The following is an 18262-nucleotide window of genomic DNA, read 5'->3' on the forward strand; positions in this document are numbered from 1 at the left end:
TTTGCGAAATTTGTGATTTTTTTAATACAATATTCAGCATTGCAAGGGCGCCCGCTGTAACGTACTATCATTCTCATCGACTACCGATGGTAATCGTGCAGCCCGCTGCCAGCCATGCTGCTGGCCGTGTAGCGGTTTGATGTCCGTTCTGCTTGTCCGCCTGTCATGCCTACACGCGCGTTCACGTCGTGGTTTGCTCGGTCAGTGTCGCACTGGGGGGGGCCGCGCGTGCTGGCTGCGCTGGTGCTGGCGTTGTGCCTGGGACTGACGTATGGCGCCTGGCGCAATGCCCACGATGCCAGCGAACAGCAGGTGCAGGCCGATTTTGACTTCCGCGTGCGCGAACTGGTGGGCAACATCGTCGTGCGCATGCAGACCTACATCCAGGTGCTGCACGGCGTGCAGGGACTGTATGCCAGTTCGCAGGACGTCACGCGCAGCGAATTCCATGCCTATCTGGCGGTGCAGCAGGTGGACCTGCATTTTCCCGGCATCCACGGCATCGGCTACCTGCCGCTGTTGCCCGGTGCCGGGCTGGCGCGGCACGAAGCGAGTGTGCGCGCGGAGGGCTATCCCGGCTATGCCGTGCGTCCGCCGGGCCAGCGCGCCTGGCATGCGCCCATCACTTATCTGGAACCTTTAAGCGAAAGCAACCTGCTGGCCTTCGGCTATGACATCTGGTCGGAACCCGTGCGCCGCGCCGCGCTCGAACAGGCGCGCGACACGGGGCAAGCGGCCATGACGGGCAAGATCCAGCTGGTGCAAGATGGCGGCAGTGCCCAGACGCATGGCTTCCTGGTCGTGCTGCCCGTGTATGAGAATGGCTTGCCACATGCCAGCGTGGCGCAGCGCCGCGCCGCCTTGCGCGCCTGGGTGTTTGCGCCGTTCCGCATGGTCGACCTGATGGCGGGCGTGGGCGGCGAGGGGGCGCGCCAGCTGGACCTGGAAATCTATGATGGGACACAACAGGCTGAGGCGGCCCTGATGTATGACAGCGTGCCGGACATGCTGGCGGCGGCCGGGTCGGACAGCCTGGTGTCGCAGCAGGCGGTCAACATCGCCGGCCATGCCTGGACCTTGCGCGTGCGCGCCATGCCGGGCTTCGATGGCGAGCTGCTGGCGCGGCCCCGCCTGGTGGCCTGGACCGGCTTGCTGGCCAGCATCGTGCTGGCGCTGGCGGCCTGGCTGCTGGCGGCGGGCCGCACCCGCGCCCAGGCGGCGCTGGCGCGTTCGAGCCAGTTGACGGACCAACTGGAGCAGGGCCAGGCCAGCGTGCTGGCGATGGCCGAGGCGGCGCAGCGCAGCCAGGCCATGCTGCGCAGCATCCTCGATTCAACCATCGACGGCATTTTGGTCGACAACATCGCAGGCCGCATCTTCACCTCGAACCGGCGCTTCCGCGACCTGTGGCAAGTGCCCGACGCGCTCGACTGGCAAGCGGACGGCGCGGCACTGGTACGCCATGTGGAAAGCCAGCTGGAGCAGGCGGCGCCTTTCCTGGGAGCACGCGCCCACGCGCCGCACGGCCACCGCGAGCGGCGCGATGTGCTGCACCTGCGCGATGGACGGGTGGTCGAGCAATACGTGCGCAGCATGCAGCTGGGCAATGAACAGGCGCGCTTGTGGACCTTCCGCGACATCAGCGAGCGCAGCCAGATGGAACGGCGCGAGCACACGCGGCGGCAAGTGCTGGAAATGCTGGCCACGGGCGCGCCGCTGGAACGGGTGCTGGAAAGCGTGGTGCTGAGCGTGCAAGCCGACCATCCCGCCATGCTGTGCAGCATCTTGTTGCTCGATGAAAATCGCCACCGCCTGGTGCTGGGCGCGGCGCCCAGCTTGCCCGCGTTTTTCAACGTGTCCAGCCATGGCCATGACCTCGACACCCTGCAGGGCGTGCATGGCATCGCCGCGCAAGCACTGCGCGACGGCCAGCGCGTGATCGTGGGCGACTTGCATGCCGCTGCCAATGTGCAAGAGACGATGGAACTGGCGTGGCGGGCCCAGCTGCAATCGTGCTGGGCCGAGCCCGTGCGTGGCGGCTCGGGCAAGTTGCTGGGCGTGCTGATGGCGTATCACCGCCAGCCCACCTTGCCGGGCGCGGCACATTTGGCGCGGCTGAGCGAGGCGGCGCACCTGGCCGGCATGGCCATCGAACAAGCGCAGGTGGCGCTGGCCCTGCGTGCCGGCGAAGCGCGTTTCCGCAGCCTGTACGACCATGCGCCCGTGGCCCTGTGGGAACAGGACTGGTCAGCCGTGCGCTCCGCGCTCGATGCGCTCGAACAAGCGGGCGTGCGCGACCTGGGCGCCCACTTCCAGGCCAATCCGGACGCGCTGCAGCGGCTGGCGGGGCTGGTGCGCATCATCGATGCGAACGGCGCCGCGCTGGCGCAGGTGCGCGCCAACGAGAGCGACCAGCGCCGCGGCGCACTGGGCCTGGCGCAGAATTTCGATGCCAGCGCCTTGCCCCGTTTCGGCGATGCGTTGCTGGCGCTGGCTGGCGGCGCCCACCTGTACGAGTGCGAGAGCAGCTTCCTGCGTCTCGATGGCGCGGCGCGGCAAAATGAGCTGAGCTTGCTGGTGATGCCCGGCCATGCCGACAGCCTGGACTTCGTCATGGTGTCCTCGCTCGATATCACCGAGCGCAAGCGCATGAACGCGGAATTGCTGCAACTGGCCACCACCGATTTTTTGACGGGCTTGCCGAACCGGCGCCACTTCATGGCGGCACTGGAAAACGAGCATGCACGGCTGCAGCGTGAACTGGCCAGCTGCGCCAGCGTGTTGATGCTCGATATCGATCACTTCAAGCGCGTCAACGACGAGTATGGCCACGCCGTGGGCGATACCGTGCTGCGCCACCTGGGCGCGCTGATGTGCCAGGCGCTGCGCAAGGTCGATGTGCCGGGTCGCGTGGGCGGCGAAGAATTCGCCATCTTGCTACCGGGCACCGACCTGGCGGCGGCGGCCGTGTTTGCGGAGCGGTTGCGCCGGCGCGTGGCGGAAAGTTCGCTGACCACCGATGGCGGCATCCTGATCACCATCACGGTGAGTATCGGCATGGCCGCCATGGCCGGCACGGATGCCGATTGCGACGCCGTGCTGGCGCGCGCCGACGAGGCGCTGTACCGGGCCAAGCGGGGCGGGCGCAACCGCATCGAACAGAATGATGGCGGCAGCGACGGCGTGCTCAGCAAGTTCATGGCGCAGTGATTACAGGCTGTGCTGATGCGCTTGTGTCTGCTTGTGCTTGCGGCTGACGATCAGCCAGACGATGGCGACGGGAATCAGCAGCGGCAGCAGCACGGGCGTGCTCAGCGCCAGCACCAGCACCACGCAGAGTGCCAGCACGGCGATCAGCACCACGCCCACTCCCGCCAGCACCACGCCCGTGACGACGGCGGCGCACACCAGCGCCATGGCGGCGACGAGCAAGCCGCCGCCGGCAAACACCAGGCCGAACAGCCATTCCAGCGGACCGTCGACATCGTCGCCGTTGAACTGCATGTGCATGTCGCTGCCACCGACCTTGTCGAGGAACAGGCAGGCCAGCATGACGATGAGGACGAAGGTGAGCAGTTTTTTCATGGTAAGCCTCGATGTGTGGGTGATGGGGTGTTGCATGATCACACTGTAGGGGCACGCCGGGCTGGCCGCCAGCGGCGTGCGACAGGCCGTCATTTTCACGGTATGGGAGGTCTGTACGGGCAGAAAATGCTGAATCTGGAACAAGATTTCTTTTCTTGTAATACGCGCAAGCCGTCCTATACTGAATACCTCAGTCTCGCAAGGAGGGCAACATGCTTTTGTTTGCAGATACCGGGGATCAATCGCTATCCCTTTCCCACCATCGAACCACGCGCCAGCGTAGCGCCCCGCAGTCCTGCGCCGAGCCCGTCGGCGCGCCATCGGCGATACCGCCGATCATCATCAATCCCTTTAATTACCATGCGCCACTGCCAGCCATCGACCCGCGCTGGGTGCCGCCCGGTCCGCCGCTGACCTGGCCCAACCGGCCTGCCATGTCCATGTGCTGATGGCTGGCCATTGAAAGAAATGACTAGCCTGGTAGTGAAAAAAGCCCGCAAGCGCGGGCTTTTGCCAGTACCTGCCCGCGTCAGGAAGATTTGCGGCGCAGCATGAAACCCAGCAGGCCCAGGCCGGCCAGCAGCATGGCATAGGTTTCCGGCTCCGGCACGGCGGTGATGAAGGCGTGGTTATCCGTCTCGAAGGCATTCTGCGTGGAGTTGAAAGCAACCGAGGTGATCTTGCTGCCAACGCCGGCGAAGGCATTCACATACAGGCCCAGGGACTGATTGCCGTTGGCGGGATCGCCGGCCAGCGCTGCCAGTTGCGTGCCCGTCAGCGTGGTCGAACTGTGGTCGGCAAAGGTGTAGGTTACGCTGTTGTACGTATCCGGCGAACCCATGTAGAAGCCGAAATAGCTCAAGCCGCTACTGAAGTTGGCGATCACGGGCGAATGCTGGTCGGAAGAAGTGCCTGCCGACAAATACTTGCTCATATCGCCAGGAGGCGCGGCATGGTTGCTGTTCGTGCCGGTGAACAGTGCGCCGTCGATGTAGTTGGCGGGCAGGATGCCGCTGTTGAAATCGATCGTGGTGGCGCCTGCAACGGATGTCACCAGCCCTTGGCCGGCCAGGGTTGTGCCGCCGGCCGTAAATGTGGGGACGGCGCTGGCGCTGCCGGCGGCGGCAGCAAGCGTCGCGCATGCCAGTGTGGACAAGATTTTCATGTTTATTCCCTCAAAGTTTTATAGGTGTACGCAGCTGATTTGATCAGGACAGGCAGAAGTGCTTGGCGTGGCGAGGCACAGCGGCGTGCGGGGATGAGGGGCGCCGCAGGGGTAGAAATTTCTTGAGGCCAAGCATTACTAAATGCAATATTTGAAATATAAAAAACATAATTCAGATTGCAAAATCATAATAGTCTTAGTTGAGCAATATCAAAGCTCGATTACTAGAATAAAGCTACTACATTGATAGCTTGTCTTATTGCCGAGATCGACTATGGCGGGCCGCGCCTTACCTTGCGGCAAGGCGGCACGGGAGGGCATTTTCGACTATCATGCTAGCCCCGACCTTCCATCACGAGCACCGCCATGAGTACCGATTTCCCCGACTTTTCCGACGAAGCAGCCGAGCAAGACAATGACGCCCCGATCCAGGAGCCGCGCCTGTGGGTAGGCAATGGCTGGACGGCGAGGGTGATCAAGAACGAGGAAGATGAAGGCTGGGCCGTGGCCATGATCAAGGATGGCGAACCGGAGCCGGCGCTGGTGGGCCCTTGGACCATGGGCCGCGACAAGAAAAACCCGAAACCGCTCGACGTCAACGCGTTTAACACGCTGGTCAAGACGGCGTCGGAAGTGCTGCGCCGCCACGAGCAGCAGTTGCATGCGCAATTGCACAAGAACCTGTTTGTCGCCACAGACGAGGGACAAATCAAGGTGATGTTCGACATCGTGCCCGACGAAGAGCACCCATACGCGGAACTGAGCGCCTACGACGCGGACGGCGAACAGATCGCCAAGGTGCGCACTTCGGCCGCCTTCAAGTTCAATGCTACCGCAGCGGCGAACTGGATCGAAGGCGGCTACCGCCGGCCATGACAGGCGTAGGTCGGATTAGCGGGGCAAGGCCCCGCGTAATCCGACCTATTGTTGGCGCCAGTGGTGGTGTCGGATTACGCTCCTTCGGACCTAATCCGACCTGCCTCCTCTTCCTTCTCCACCTCCTCTTGCCGGCGGTACGCCAGCCGGTACAGCAGCGGCAGCACCAGCAGGGTCAGGGCCGTCGACGATAAAATGCCGCCGATCACCACGGTGGCCAGCGGACGCTGCACTTCGGCGCCCGTGCCCGTGGCAATCGCCATCGGCACGAAGCCCAGCGACGCCACCAGCGCCGTCATCAGCACGGGCCGCAGGCGCGTGATGGCCCCTACACGTATCGCCTCCTGCAAAGGCATGCCCTGTTCGCGCAGCTGGCGGATGTAGGCGATCATCACCAGACCGTTCAGTACCGCCACGCCGGACAGGGCGATGAAGCCCACCGCTGCCGAGATCGACATGGGAATGTCGCGCAGCCACAGGGCGACGATGCCGCCCGTCAAGGCGAACGGGATGCCGCTGAACACCAATAAGCCATCTTTCACGTTGCCGAACATGGCGAACAGCAACACAAACACGAGGGCCAAGGCCACGGGCACCACCAGTTCCAGGCGTTTCGTGGCCGACTGCAGCTGCTCGAACTGGCCGCCCCAGCTGGTCCAGTAGCCGGCAGGAATGGCCACTTGCGCCTGCAACTGCTGCGTTGCTTCCGCAACAAACGAGCCGATATCGCGTCCGCGCACGTTGGCGCTGACGACGATGCGGCGCTTGCCGTCTTCGCGACTGATCTGGTTCGGCCCCGGCGCCACTTGCAGGCTGGCCACTTCACCGAGCGGGATGAAGCGCGCGCGGCCTTCCGCTGCCGCGCCCAGGGGCAGGGCGATGGGCAGGCGTTTCAACTGCTCCAGGTCGCTGCGCAGGCTGTCGGGCAGGCGCACGACGATGTCGAAGCGGCGGTCGCCCTGGAACAGGGTGCCCGCCTCTTGCCCGCCGATGGCCGTGGCAATCGCCGCTTGCACGTCGGCAATATTGAGGCCGTAGCGTGCCGTCTGCTCGCGGTCGATCTGCACCGTCAGCATCGGCAGCCCCGTCGTCTGCTCGACTTTCACCTCTGTTGCGCCCGGGATCTTGCCCAGCACACCCGCGATCTTCGCCGCCGTGCTGTCAAGCACGGCCATGTCGTCGCCGAACAGTTTCACGGCCACGTCGCTGCGCACGCCGGAAATCAGTTCATTGAAGCGCAGCTGGATCGGTTGCGAAAACTCGTAGTTGTTGCCCGGCAAGCTGGTGGCCGTCGCTTCGATTTCCGCCAGCAATTGCTCGCGCGATTTCTTCGGCTCCGGCCATTCGTCGCGGGGCTTGAGCATGATGTAGCCATCGGAAATATTCGGCGGCATGGGGTCGGAGGCGATCTCGGCCGTTCCCGTGCGGGCGAACACGCGCGCGATTTCCTTGTGGTTACTCATCAGCTTGCTTTCCAGCTGCTGCTGCATGGCCAGCGATTGGCTCAAGCTGGTGCCGGGGATGCGCAGGGCCTGGATGGCGATGTCGCCCTCGTTCAGGCTGGGCACGAATTCGCTGCCCATGCGCGTGGCCAGCAAGCCCGACAGCAAGACGGCCACTGCCGCGCCCGTCAGCACGACGGGCGTGTTGCGCATTACCTTGCCCAGCAGCGGTGCATACCAGCGCTTGGCGGCGCGCATGATGGCGTTTTCCTTCTCCGCTACCTTGTCGCCGATAAACAGCGCCACGGCGGCCGGAATGAAAGTAATCGACAGCAGCATGGCGCCCAGCAGGGCGATTACCACCGTCAGGGCCATCGGCGTAAACATGCGCCCTTCCACGCCCGTCAGTGCGAAGATGGGCAGGTACACGACCATGATGATCAGCTGGCCATACAGCAGGGGCCGGCGCGCTTCTTGCGATGCCGCAAACACTTCGTGAAAACGTTCCTGCAAGGTCAACGGCCGTCCCAGTTTTTGCTGCGCATGGGCCAGGCGGCGTACGCAGTTTTCCACGATCACCACGGCGCCATCGATGATGATGCCGAAGTCGAGCGCGCCCAAACTCATCAGGTTGGCGCTCACATGGTATTGCACCATGCCCGTAAACGTGAACAGCATGGCCAGCGGAATCACCATGGCCGTGATGATTGCCGCGCGGATATTGCCAAGGAAGAGGAACAGGATGGCGATCACCAGCACGGCGCCTTCCAGCAGGTTTTTCTTCACCGTATTGATGGCCTTGTCGACCAGCACCGTGCGGTCATACACGGTGACGGCGTGCACGCCTTTCGGCAGGCTGCGGTTGATCTCCACCATTTTCTTGTCGACGGCTTGCGACACGGCGCGGCTGTTCTGCCCGATCAGCATGAAGACCGTGCCGAGCACCACTTCGCGGCCGTTTTCCGTGGCCGCGCCCGTGCGCAGCTCGCGCCCCAGCACCACGTCGGCCACGTCGCGGATGCGGATCGCCACGCCCTGCACATTGGCGACGACGATGTTGGCGATGTCGTTTTTCGATGCCACCTGGCCCGGCGCGCGGATCAGCAGTTGCTCGCCCTGCCTTTCGATATAGCCGGCGCCCACGTTGCTGTTGTTGCGTTCCAGCGCCGTCACCACGTCTTGCAGGCTGATGCCGTAGGCGGCCAGTTTTTCCGGGTAGGGTGCCACCTGATATTGCTTGGCGTAGCCGCCGATGGCATTGATTTCCGTGACGCCCGTGACATTGCGCAACTGCGGCTTGATGATCCAGTCCTGGATTTCGCGCAAGTCCGTCGGTGTATACGGCGTGCCATCGGGCTTTTTCGCGCCGTCCTGCGTTTCCACCGTCCACAGGTAGATTTCGCCGAGGCCCGTGGAGACGGGCCCCATCTTTGGCGTGATGCCTGCCGGCAAGCTTTCCTTGGCTTCCTGCAAGCGCTCGTTGATCATCTGGCGCGCAAAATAGATGTCCGTGCCATCCTTGAAGATCACGGTCACCTGCGACAGGCCATAGCGTGACAGCGAGCGCGTCTGCTCGAGGTTCGGCAAGCCGGCCATGGCCGTCTCGATGGGGAAGGTGACGCGCTGCTCGGTTTCCAGCGGCGAATAGCCGGCGGACTGGGTATTGATTTGCACCTGTACATTGGTGATGTCGGGCACGGCGTCGATGGGCAGCTTCTGGTAGCTGTAGATGCCCAGGCCAGCCATGGCGGCGACGGCCAGCATCACCAGCCAGCGCTGCTCGATGGCGAAGCGGATCAAGCGTTCAAACATGATGGTTTCCTTAGCTTTGACGTGATCAATGTTCGTGGCCGGCGGAATCTTTGCCCAGCTCGGATTTCAGGACAAAACTGCCTTGCGCCGCGTACGGCGTGCCGGCGGCCAGGCCTTGTTTGATGTGCGTCAAGGTGCCATCGCTGCGGCCCAGCACCACGGGCGTGGCCTGGTAGCCATCCTTGACTTGCACGAAGACGACGGGCTTGTCTTCCACCGTCTGGATGGCCGTGCTGTGCACGGTGACGGGTGCGTCCGCTTCGCCGGACACCACTTCCACCGTGACGAACAGGCCCGGACGCCAGGCCATGTCGGGATTCTGCAAGCTGATGCGTGCCTTCGCCGTGCGTGTCTGCTCGCCCAGCAGCGCGCCTACATAGGTGATCGTGCCTTGCGCGCTGGCGTCAAAAGCGCTGGCTTTGACTTCCGCCTTGCCTCCCATGCGCACGGTGGCCAGGTCTTTCGCCGGCACGGCGATTTCCGCCCACACGGTCGACAGGTCGGAAATGACGAAGATGTTCGCGTCTTCCTTGACGGCTTCGCCCAGGGTGATGTGTTTTTCCAGCACCATGCCGTCGAACGGCGCGCGGATCTCGTAGCGGTTCAGCGGACCCTTGGCAGCGCCACTGGCGCCCAGCGCGCTGAGCTTTTGCTGCGCATTCTGCACGGCAATTTCCGCTTCGCGCCACGCCTGCTGCGCCTGCAGATAATCCTGCTCGGCAGAAATTTTTTCGCGCCACAGTTTTTCTTCGCGCTCGTATGTGGAGCGGGCCAGCGACAAACGCCGCTGCGCCGACAGCAATTCGCTGCGCTGTTCCGACAGTTCCGTGCTGGCGATGACGGCCAGCACTTGTCCCTTTTTGACCAGCTGGCCCAGGTCCGCCTGCACGGCTTCCACCACGCCGGCCAGACGCGGCACGACGTGCGCCGTGCGGTCTTCATTGAAACGGATTTCGCCGGGCAGGGCGACGGTGGTCTTGATGCGGCCGGGCGCGGCCGTGGCGATGACGACGCCGGCCGCGCGGCTTTGCGCAGCCGTCAGTTCCAGCCGGCCTTCCACTTCTTCGTGGCCGTGTTCGTCTTTCTTTTCAGCATGGGCTTCCGCCTTGACGGCAGGGACCAAAGGGGCGCCGGACTTGCCCGTGCCAAGGATGAGGATGGACAGCACGATGCCGGCGGCCGCGATGGCGCCGATGGCGATTGCCTGTTTTTTGTTGAGTGTGATGTTCATTGTCGGGTCTTCCTTACAGGGGAGCGGGGGCGCCAAGCAGGCGCTCGATCTCGGCGGCGGCGTGCTGCGCTTCGGTCAGCGCGCGCAGGTATTGGTTTTTGGCTTGCAGCAAGGTGCGCTGGGCATCGAGCACGTCGAGGAAGGCGAACTTGCCGAACTCAAAACCCTTGCTGGCCGCGTCGTAGGCGCTTTGCGCGCCAGGCAAGATGTCCTGGCGCAAGCTTTCCACGTCGAGCCGGGCCGTGGCCAGGCGTTCGGTGGCGGCGGCGACCTTCGTCTGTACGTCGATGCGGGCGGCGGCCAACTCGTCGCTGGCTTTGTCGCTGCGGCGCAAGGCGTCGAGTTTGTTGCCCGCGTTGCGGTCGAACAAAGGCAGCGGCAAGGCCAGGCCGATGATGGCCTGGTTGCGGCCCAGCTCTTCCGAGCGCTTCATGCCGATGCTCACGGTGACGTCGGGCGTGGCGCGCCGCTGTTCCACGTCCAGCATGGCTTGCCGCTGGGCCAGCGCGCTTTGCGCCTGGCGCACGGTGGGTGCCTGGGCCAGGCGCGCCGCCAGTGCGCTGGCGGGTGGCAGCTCCGGCAAGGTTTCCAGGCGACCTTCCGCCAGGCTGAAGCGTGGCGTGGCGTTGCCCCACAGGGCGGTCAGGCGCTTGCGGGCGCTGGCCAGGGTGCTGCGGGCCAGGTTCAGCTCCAGCCGCACGCTCGCTTCGGCGACCCTGGCGCGGGTTTCCTCAACGGGGGAAGCCTTGCCGGCCGTCACCCGGCGCGCAGTGATGTCGCTGGCGCGCGCGGCCAAGGCTTGTGCGCTGTCGGCCAGGCGCAAGCCTTCCTGCGCCGCCAGCACGTCGACAAAGGCGGTGGTCACTAGCGCGCGCGTGTCGGCTTGCTGCAGCGACAGGCCCGCCTGCGCCAGGTCTGCGCCGCGCTGGGCGACGGCCGTGCGCGCCCCCCGCTTGCCGCCCAGTTCTATCAGCTGGTTGAGCTGCACGGTGGTGCTGCGCGTGGCGCGCCGCGTGTCTTCCAGCACGGTTTGCAGTTCCGGGTTGGGCAGGGTGCGCGCCTGCTGAAGGGCGCCCCCTTGCGCCGCCAGTTCATGGCGGGCGGCTGACAGGGTGGCGTTGCCGCCTTCGGCCAACAGCAGCGCGGCGGGCAAGGTCAGGGAGCCGGCAGGCTCCTCAGGTGCTTGCGCATGGGCAAGATTGCCAGCCAACAGGCCGGCGGAGAGACATAACAGATAGATGGAACGGTGCATCGAATTCTCCAAGGTGCGGAAAAAGAATTCGACGGGACGCACAGGCCTGCGCCTGACTTATTGCGCCTGACTTAATCAGGCGCGCGTATTGCGATAAGTGGAATGAAACGTCCCGTCGGCCTAGGTGGCCGACGACCAGTCAGGGCGCTTGGGAGCGTCCGGGATGTGGGACGCGTAAAAGAAGGGGGAGGTGTCCGCGTTGACGGACGCCATGTCGCCGATAGGCAGGCTGGAGCCGGCCGGCAGCCACGCATGGCCTATGCCGTGGCAGACGTTGCAGTCGCTGTGCGGCTGGCCTTTGGATTGCTTGTCAGCTACTTTTTTATCTGTGGCAGGCTTTTTGTCCGTATCGGCCTTGTGCTGGTGGCTGTGGTGGCCCAGGTGCTGCGCCGCCTTGCCTTCCTCGTGCAGACAATACGCGCTCGCCGCGGCCCAGGACATCTGGAGCGGAAGCACGAACAGCAGCAAAATGAGGAAGAATTTACGCATGGTGACGGCTATTGTACAGAAAGGCGGGCGGCCGTGCCGTGCTTAGCGCGGCTGGGCGCGCCACGCCTTCAACTGCGCGGCGATGGCCTTGCCCTGGAATAGCTGTGGCTCGGAATGCTCTTCCGCTTCCATGCCGCCCTCGCGGAAGTCGGCCGCCTCGCGGGCCTGCACCAGCACCCTGGCCTTGTCAAAGGCTTCGGCAAAGCCGGCGCTCCTGGGTAGCGCTTCCTTGAAATACGCTTCGCTGAAATACGTAAAATCGTTCTGGTCGTCGCAGCCGAACGAGGTACGGTCGCTGCGTGCGGCCGTGATGATGAGGGTGTTGTCATCTTTTAATGGCGCAATGAAGCCGCCCGCATAGCAGGCCGAGATCACGATGACTTTCCAGCGGATGCCGCTGTGCTTGAGCATGGACGCCAGCTCCTGCGCGGGCAGGCTGTGCAAATCCATGCCATTTTGCGCCAGCGCCAGTTCGTGCTCGGCCGAACCGTGGCTGGTGAGGAACAGGAACAGGATGTCGTTGGCCTTGTCCATCTTCGCGCCCAGGGCGTCGAGGCTGGCGGCTATGCTGGTGCGCGTGGCCATCGGCTGCTGCGCCACCGTGTTGCGGCTATTGACCAGCATCAGGGAACGCCCCACAGTGCCGTAATCGCGGTCGAACTGGCGCTGCACGAAGGCCGTTTCGCGGTGAAATACTTCCTGCGCGCCATCGCCCGCCACGCCCAGCAGGTACAGATTGATCTTTTTTGCCGCATCGCGCGGCGCGATGCGGGCCAGGGCGCCGTCGAGCAGGGTGCGCTGGTTATACAGGGCCAGCTCGATATTGTCGCGCGTGAGCTTGTCGGCCGCCGGGTCGTCCAGCTGGCCTTCCGTCCAGTTGCCGCTGTCTTCGCGCCGGCCATCCGCCTGCGCCACTGCATAGCGCAGCACGCCCTTGCCGTCGAACTGGCCATTCTTGAAGCCGCCCCGGTATTCGTCGCCGTCGGCCGTGCGCAGCACGCCTTCGCCTTCGAATTTCCAGTCTTTCAGCTCGCCTTCGTAGTGGATGCCGTCGCTGGTGCTGACTTTCGCCTTGCCCTGCAGCTGGCCCTGGACGAAGTCGCCTTCGAAGACGGTACCGTCCGTGTCGGTCAGCTTGCCGGCGCCGTGCGGGCGCCAGTGCTTGAAATGACCTTCGAAGGTGGCGCCGTCGGCGCCCTGGAAGCGGCCTTGCCCCTCGAAGCTGCCCTTGACGAAGCTGCCCGCATAGATCTCGCCCTTGGGCGAGGTGTAGCGGCCGATGCCGTCGAAGGCGCCCTGGCGGAAGGCGCCCGTGTACTCGACGCCGGACGCCTGGCGCAGCGTGCCCTGGCCGGAAAACACGCCGCGCGCGAAGCCCCCTTCGTAAAACGCGCCGCTTGCATACTCGAGCCGGCCCTGGCCATGCATCTTGCCCGCGACGAGGGGACCGAAATAGCGTCCGCCATCGGCCGTCTCCGCCGCCGGTGCCTTGGCGGGCGCGGCGCACAGCGGCGGCATGCCCAGCGCGGCAAAGACCAGCAGGCCGGCGAGGGTATAGGGGCGAAGCGAGGCGCGTAGCGTGGCGGTCATGAGGACGGTCTGGTCTGTAGGAAGGGGCCTAGTCTGCCACTGTATCGCCAAGGTGGCAAATGCCGGCGTGGCATGTGTTGCGCTGCCTCAAGGCAAGATTGTGCGTTTTATGCCGTGCCAAGGCTGGGCTGAACTGATAATATTGATTTTCAGAACATATCGACACAAGGCACACAGTTACCCATGGAAAGCCGTCTCAGCCGTCTGGAAGCCGTTCAAACCGTGTTGCTGGAAATCGGGCAGCGTTCGAGCACCTGCAGCGATATCAGCGAATTCCTGCAGGCGGTGCATGCGGCGCTGGGCCGCATCATGTATGCGGCGAACTTTTATGTGGCGCTCAGCGACCACGATGACGGCCTGGTGCGCTTTCCCTACTTTGTCGATGAATTCGACGCCGCGCCCGACCCGGACGAGGGCGTGCGCCTGGCCAGCGCCGCGCAGTCGCCCACGGCGTGGGTCATCGTCAATCGCAAGCAACTGGTGATGACGGCCGACGACGACGCCATGCGCGCCATCGGCGGCGGCGCCTGGGGCGGCGGCACGGCGGCCGAGCACTGGATCGGCTGCCCGCTGCTGGACCAGCAGCACCAGGTGCTGGGCGCCATCGTCATCCAGAGCTATGATGCCCAGCACCGCTTCAGCCTGGAAGACCAGGCCCTGTTCGCGCTGATCGCCACGCACGTGTCGAGCGCCCTGCAAGGCATGCAAAGCATGGACCGGCTGGAAAAGGCGGTGCAGGAGCGCACGGCCCTGCTGGCGCACGAGGTGGCCGAGCGCCGGCGCGCGGAAAACCTGCAGCATGCGCTGTATGAAATCGCCAACCTGTCGGCGCAGGCGGCCGACGCGACCACCCTGTATGCGCGCCTGCACGCCATCATCAGCGAGCTGGTGACGGCGAAGAATTTCCTCATCGCCCTGTACCATCCCGACAACAAGGACATCACGATCCCGTATTTCGTCGATGAAAAGGATGCGCAGGCGCCCGTGAAACGCTTCCATTACGGCATCGGCATGAGTTCGTACGTGCTGGCGCGCCGGCAAGCGTGTTTGCTCGATGCCAGCAGCTATGCGGCGCTGGTGGCCAGCGGCGAGATGGACGAGCCGCTGGGCAATGTGGGTATCGCCAGCTGGATGGGCGCGCCCATGCTGCTGGGCGAGCGCAAATATGGCGTGATCATCGTGCAAAGCTACGACGAATCCGTCGTGTATGGCCAGGCGGAACTGGACGTGCTGGCCTTCATGGCCAGCCACGTGGCCGTGGCGATGGCCCGCATCCAGGCCGACAGCGCCATGCGCCAGGCCAAGGAAGCGCTGGAAGAGCAGAACGCGGCCCTGAACAGCGCCCTGAGCGCCTTGCAGGAAGCGCAGTCGGAACTGGTGCGCCAGGAAAAACTGGCTTCCCTGGGTCGCCTGGTCGCTGGCGTGGCGCATGAAATCAATACGCCGTTGGGCATATGCGTGACGGCCACCAGCCACCTGGTGCAGGAATTGAAACTCACGCGCGAAGACCTGGACGGCGGCCAGCTCGATGAAGACGGCTTGCGGCAATTCTTCGACATCATCGACCAGACCCTGCGCATCATGACGACGAATACGCAGCGCGCCGCGGCGCTGGTGCGCAGCTTCAAGCAGGTGGCCGTGGACCAGTCCTCGGACGAATTGCGCAGCTTTAATTTGCGCAAATACCTCGATGAAATATTGCTTTCCTTGCAGCCGAAGCTCAAGGGCAAACCGATCAAGGTGGAGATCGACTGCGCGCCCGAAGTGCAACTGCGCAGCTATCCGGGCGCCGTCTCGCAGATCGTCACGAACATGGTGGTCAATTCACTGGTGCACGGCTTTGTCGAAGGCGAACCGGGCAAGATCAAAATCAGCGTGCGGACGGCCGGCGAGATGCTGGAACTCGACTACAGCGACGATGGCATGGGCATGGACAGCGCCACCCTGGGCCAGCTGTTCGACCCCTTCTTCACGACCAAGCGGGGTTCCGGCGGCAGCGGTCTGGGGGCGCATATCCTGTACAACCTGGTGACGGGGCCGCTGGGAGGCACAGTGAAGGTGGTCAGCGCGCCGGGGATGGGGTTGCACTACAAGATACGCTTCCCATTGGAGCCGAAGAGCGCTTGAAAACCTGAAAACGGCGGGCCGGAGACGCGGGCCTGAGAAAATGCCGATGGCGGCGTTGCAGCTCCTTGCCGTACCCTCGACATTTTTCAGGTCCGCTTGGCCCGGAATGCCCGTATTGGGGGCTTGGGCCGAAGCGTGTTTTGCCGGCGTGCGGGGGTCAGACCCTTAGGGTCTGACCCCGGTATTTGTACTTGGGTTAAATGTGGCCCCTAATCAGGAAAACGTTGATTCAGCGCAAGCGCTGCATCGAGATTCTCAATCAACAACTCGACATACTGCGGATCGAGGTGGCTGCCGCTCACTTCGCGCAGGTAGCTCACTACACGTTCCAACGGCCAGGCGTCCTTGTAGCAGCGCTTGTGCATGAGGGCGTCGAAGACGTCGGCGACGGCGGCGATGCGTGCGTATTTGTGGATGTTTTCACCCACCAGCCCTTGCGGGTAGCCGCTGCCGTCGTATTTTTCATGGTGCTGGTGGGCGATCACGGCGGCTGCTTTGAGCAGCGGACGCTGCGAGCCGTCGAGGATGGACATGCCCACCGTCGGATGCTGCTTCATGATTTCCCACTCGGCCGCGTCGAGCTTGCCCGGTTTCAGCAGCACCGCGTCGGGTGTGGAAATCTTGCCGATGTCATGCATGGGCGCCGCGTGGCGCAGCACCATGGTTTCTTCTTCCGACATGCCGGAGGCCTGCGCCAGCAGCTGGCACACTTCGGCCATGCGGCGCACGTGGTTGCCGCCTTCGTGCGAGCGCGATTCGACCACGTCGCCCAGGCGCAGGATCAGTTCGGCCTGGGTATCGGTGATTTCCTGCGTCAGCAGGATGTTGTCGAAGGCGATCGCCACGCCCGAGCAGAACACTTCCAGCAATTGCGCGTCGAGGTCGGAAATTTCTTCCACGCCCTTCAAGACCAGCAGCGAAGCCTTGCCACTGCTATTCGGAAAATAGCCGACATAGGTGTCGCCGTGCAGGCGCGAGATTTTATTGCTCTTGGCATGGTCCAGTTGTGACAGCAGGGAAGGGCTGAGGATGCCGTCATCGGCTTCATGGTCGCCGATCTGCGCGAGGATTTCATAATCCTGCTCGCCCGAGATGGCGCTGGCGCCGCGCAGGCGCAGCAGCATGCTCGTTTCCAGACGCAGCAGGGCAACGACTTGCTGCAGCAGGCCGCTGGCGAAGTCGCGCAGGTTGCGCTGCTTGAAAATGTGCGCCGAGGCGGCGATGACTCTTTCCAGGCCTTCGCGGTAATGCAGCTGGCTCAGCCGTGCTTCCTCGACCTTCATGATGTCGCGGTAGGCGCGCAGGGCGGCAAAGGTGGTGGTGAACAGCTTGGTGCGGTCCAGTTCCGTCTTTTCCTTGTAGTCGTTGATGTCGTAGTTGACGATCACCCGTTCTTCCGGCGCCTGTCCCGGCTGCCCGGTGCGCAGCACGATGCGCGTAAACTGGTTGCCCAGGTCTTCGCGCATCCAGCGCGCCACTTCCAGGCCACTGTCTTCGCGTTCCATCACCACGTCCAGGAAGACCAGCGCGATGCCGTCTTCGCGCGCCAGCACCTGCTTGGCTTCGGCGCCGCTGTACGCGTGCACGAAGCTCAGGGCACGGCCCTCCAGGCGGAAACGGCTCAGCGTCAGTTTGGTGATGTCGTGGATGTCGGGTTCATCATCGACGAGCAGGACTTTCCAGGGAGGTAACTTGGGCGATGCTGAAGACAAAAATGACATGAGGACGAGTTCCGCTAAAAGGCATAACTGACGCAATGTTGAGACGCCTGCGCCAGGAATTCCTGTGCGCCATTACCGGCGTTGCGCGTTTTTTAGGCGCATTTTGTCGATTGTAGACTGACAGCTAAATATTAACAATATGCAAGAAAAATTGACTAACAACATGCAACACACGTGCCAAAAAAACACTTTAAATCCAGGTTGCTGACACTATCTATGCTTTATCGCTTAGGCAACTATATTTTCAAGACAATACTTTGTTTTAATTAATATTGCCAATGAATCTGCAAAAAAAACGGCGTCTTGCCTTTCTGGCGCAAAATCAAAAAAGTAACAAGGTATGAATTGCGCGTCAGGATGGGGTGCGGCGCGCTATATTGAATAGGTATAAGAAGTGGCACCATGCCACGCACATCTCCTGAAAGGGTACATCATGCAAAAGCAAACGACGCGCGCCCTGGTCGCCGGCCTGGCCTTGCTGGCCAGCAGCGCGGCCTGGGCAGGAACGGAAGTGCAGTTCAGCAAACCGGATCAATACACGGATGTCCCGTTCAACCCGCAGGAACGCGATGACGTGTTGAAGGAACTGAGCCGGCATTTCGAGAAACTGGGCGCATCGCTGCCGCCCGGGCAGACCTTGAAAATCGACGTCACGGATGTGGACCTGGCGGGACGTGAAAATCCGTCCCTGCGTGCCGGGCAGGATATTCGCGTCATGAATGGCAGGGTCGACTGGCCGCGCATGCGCCTGCACTATGTGCTGGAGCAGGATGGCAAGGTGATTCGCAGTGGCGATGCCGCCCTGTCCGACATGTCGTACCTGAGCCGCATCAATCACTACTTCAACAATGAGAAGTTGCGCTATGAAAAGTTGATGATCGATGACTGGTATGCCGATACTTTCGGCATCAAGGTGAAGCGCCAGGCGCGCAAGTAAGGGGCGCAGCCCGTCAGGCGGCTTGCCGCTGCGCG

The 18262-nt window shown here is 63.2% G+C and carries 13 protein-coding genes; 5 read left to right on the forward strand and 8 right to left on the reverse strand.

Translation table 11 applies throughout. The features are described from left to right. Nucleotides 1-165: 165 nt before the first annotated feature. Nucleotides 166-3210, forward strand: a complete 3045-nt coding sequence (locus tag O0882_RS21945) for a CHASE domain-containing protein (RefSeq protein WP_289951457.1) — start codon at nt 166-168, stop codon at nt 3208-3210. Here O0882_RS21945 and O0882_RS21950 read toward each other — a convergent pair whose 3' ends face one another. Continuing rightward, nucleotides 3211-3585 carry a hypothetical protein gene (locus O0882_RS21950; protein WP_289951459.1) on the reverse strand — a complete coding sequence of 125 codons (375 nt, stop codon included), beginning with the start codon at nt 3583-3585 and terminating at the stop codon, nt 3211-3213. Nucleotides 3586-3797: 212 nt separating this feature from the next. On the opposite strand from O0882_RS21950, the gene O0882_RS21955 reads away from it, so the two are divergent. Beyond that, nucleotides 3798-4034, forward strand: a complete 237-nt coding sequence (locus tag O0882_RS21955) for a hypothetical protein (RefSeq protein WP_157750893.1) — start codon at nt 3798-3800, stop codon at nt 4032-4034. 80 nt (nt 4035-4114) lie between these two features. On the opposite strand, the gene O0882_RS21960 is transcribed toward O0882_RS21955, so the two are convergent. Continuing rightward, the gene (locus O0882_RS21960) at nt 4115-4750 is read right to left on the reverse strand and encodes a PEP-CTERM sorting domain-containing protein (protein ID WP_289951463.1); all 636 of its coding nucleotides are present in this window, start codon (nt 4748-4750) and stop codon (nt 4115-4117) included. Nucleotides 4751-5116: 366 nt separating this feature from the next. Between O0882_RS21960 and O0882_RS21965 the strand changes: the two genes are divergently transcribed. Further along, nucleotides 5117-5626: a hypothetical protein gene (locus O0882_RS21965; RefSeq protein ID WP_099760825.1), complete on the forward strand. Its 510-nt coding sequence runs from the start codon at nt 5117-5119 to the stop codon at nt 5624-5626. A 74-nt stretch (nt 5627-5700) separates the two neighbouring features. On the opposite strand, the gene O0882_RS21970 is transcribed toward O0882_RS21965, so the two are convergent. From O0882_RS21970 to O0882_RS21990, 5 genes are all read right to left on the reverse strand, one after another. Continuing rightward, nucleotides 5701-8880: a CusA/CzcA family heavy metal efflux RND transporter gene (locus O0882_RS21970; RefSeq protein WP_289951468.1), complete on the reverse strand. Its 3180-nt coding sequence runs from the start codon at nt 8878-8880 to the stop codon at nt 5701-5703. 25 nt (nt 8881-8905) lie between these two features. Beyond that, nucleotides 8906-10111, reverse strand: coding sequence for an efflux RND transporter periplasmic adaptor subunit (locus O0882_RS21975; RefSeq protein ID WP_289951470.1), 1206 nt, complete (start codon nt 10109-10111; stop codon nt 8906-8908). 13 nt (nt 10112-10124) lie between these two features. Further along, the gene (locus O0882_RS21980; RefSeq protein WP_289951473.1) at nt 10125-11363 is read right to left on the reverse strand and encodes a TolC family protein; all 1239 of its coding nucleotides are present in this window, start codon (nt 11361-11363) and stop codon (nt 10125-10127) included. A 120-nt stretch (nt 11364-11483) separates the two neighbouring features. After that, complete coding sequence (gene czcI, locus O0882_RS21985; RefSeq protein ID WP_289951475.1) at nt 11484-11852, reverse strand: cation efflux protein, CzcI family; 369 nt, start codon at nt 11850-11852, stop codon at nt 11484-11486. Nucleotides 11853-11894: 42 nt separating this feature from the next. Continuing rightward, nucleotides 11895-13442: a C13 family peptidase gene (locus O0882_RS21990; RefSeq protein WP_289951476.1), complete on the reverse strand. Its 1548-nt coding sequence runs from the start codon at nt 13440-13442 to the stop codon at nt 11895-11897. A gap of 183 nt (nt 13443-13625) precedes the next feature. Here O0882_RS21990 and O0882_RS21995 point away from each other — a divergent pair, with 183 nt between their 5' ends. Beyond that, nucleotides 13626-15569, forward strand: a complete 1944-nt coding sequence (locus O0882_RS21995) for a GAF domain-containing sensor histidine kinase (RefSeq protein WP_289951478.1) — start codon at nt 13626-13628, stop codon at nt 15567-15569. Between the two features lie 209 nt (nt 15570-15778). Here O0882_RS21995 and O0882_RS22000 read toward each other — a convergent pair whose 3' ends face one another. Further along, nucleotides 15779-17290: a response regulator gene (locus O0882_RS22000; protein ID WP_289951480.1), complete on the reverse strand. Its 1512-nt coding sequence runs from the start codon at nt 17288-17290 to the stop codon at nt 15779-15781. Nucleotides 17291-17723: 433 nt separating this feature from the next. Between O0882_RS22000 and O0882_RS22005 the strand changes: the two genes are divergently transcribed. Continuing rightward, the gene (locus tag O0882_RS22005; protein ID WP_289951483.1) at nt 17724-18227 is read left to right on the forward strand and encodes a DUF3016 domain-containing protein; all 504 of its coding nucleotides are present in this window, start codon (nt 17724-17726) and stop codon (nt 18225-18227) included. The last annotated feature ends 35 nt before the right edge of the window (nt 18228-18262 follow it).

The organism is Janthinobacterium sp. SUN073 (assembly GCF_030397665.1).
GTDB lineage: Bacteria > Pseudomonadota > Gammaproteobacteria > Burkholderiales > Burkholderiaceae_D > Janthinobacterium.

What these genes read in the sequence shown, in the direction of transcription:
- O0882_RS21945 (WP_289951457.1), top strand. Translation starts at nt 166, where the DNA reads ATGCCTACACGCGCGTTCACGTCGTGGTTTGCTCGGTCAGTGTCGCAC.
- O0882_RS21950 (WP_289951459.1), bottom strand. Translation starts at nt 3,585, where the DNA reads ATGAAAAAACTGCTCACCTTCGTCCTCATCGTCATGCTGGCCTGCCTG.
- O0882_RS21955 (WP_157750893.1), top strand. Translation starts at nt 3,798, where the DNA reads ATGCTTTTGTTTGCAGATACCGGGGATCAATCGCTATCCCTTTCCCAC.
- O0882_RS21960 (WP_289951463.1), bottom strand. Translation starts at nt 4,750, where the DNA reads ATGAAAATCTTGTCCACACTGGCATGCGCGACGCTTGCTGCCGCCGCC.
- O0882_RS21965 (WP_099760825.1), top strand. Translation starts at nt 5,117, where the DNA reads ATGAGTACCGATTTCCCCGACTTTTCCGACGAAGCAGCCGAGCAAGAC.
- O0882_RS21970 (WP_289951468.1), bottom strand. Translation starts at nt 8,880, where the DNA reads ATGTTTGAACGCTTGATCCGCTTCGCCATCGAGCAGCGCTGGCTGGTG.
- O0882_RS21975 (WP_289951470.1), bottom strand. Translation starts at nt 10,111, where the DNA reads ATGAACATCACACTCAACAAAAAACAGGCAATCGCCATCGGCGCCATC.
- O0882_RS21980 (WP_289951473.1), bottom strand. Translation starts at nt 11,363, where the DNA reads ATGCACCGTTCCATCTATCTGTTATGTCTCTCCGCCGGCCTGTTGGCT.
- czcI (WP_289951475.1), bottom strand. Translation starts at nt 11,852, where the DNA reads ATGCGTAAATTCTTCCTCATTTTGCTGCTGTTCGTGCTTCCGCTCCAG.
- O0882_RS21990 (WP_289951476.1), bottom strand. Translation starts at nt 13,442, where the DNA reads ATGACCGCCACGCTACGCGCCTCGCTTCGCCCCTATACCCTCGCCGGC.
- O0882_RS21995 (WP_289951478.1), top strand. Translation starts at nt 13,626, where the DNA reads ATGGAAAGCCGTCTCAGCCGTCTGGAAGCCGTTCAAACCGTGTTGCTG.
- O0882_RS22000 (WP_289951480.1), bottom strand. Translation starts at nt 17,290, where the DNA reads ATGTCATTTTTGTCTTCAGCATCGCCCAAGTTACCTCCCTGGAAAGTC.
- O0882_RS22005 (WP_289951483.1), top strand. Translation starts at nt 17,724, where the DNA reads ATGCAAAAGCAAACGACGCGCGCCCTGGTCGCCGGCCTGGCCTTGCTG.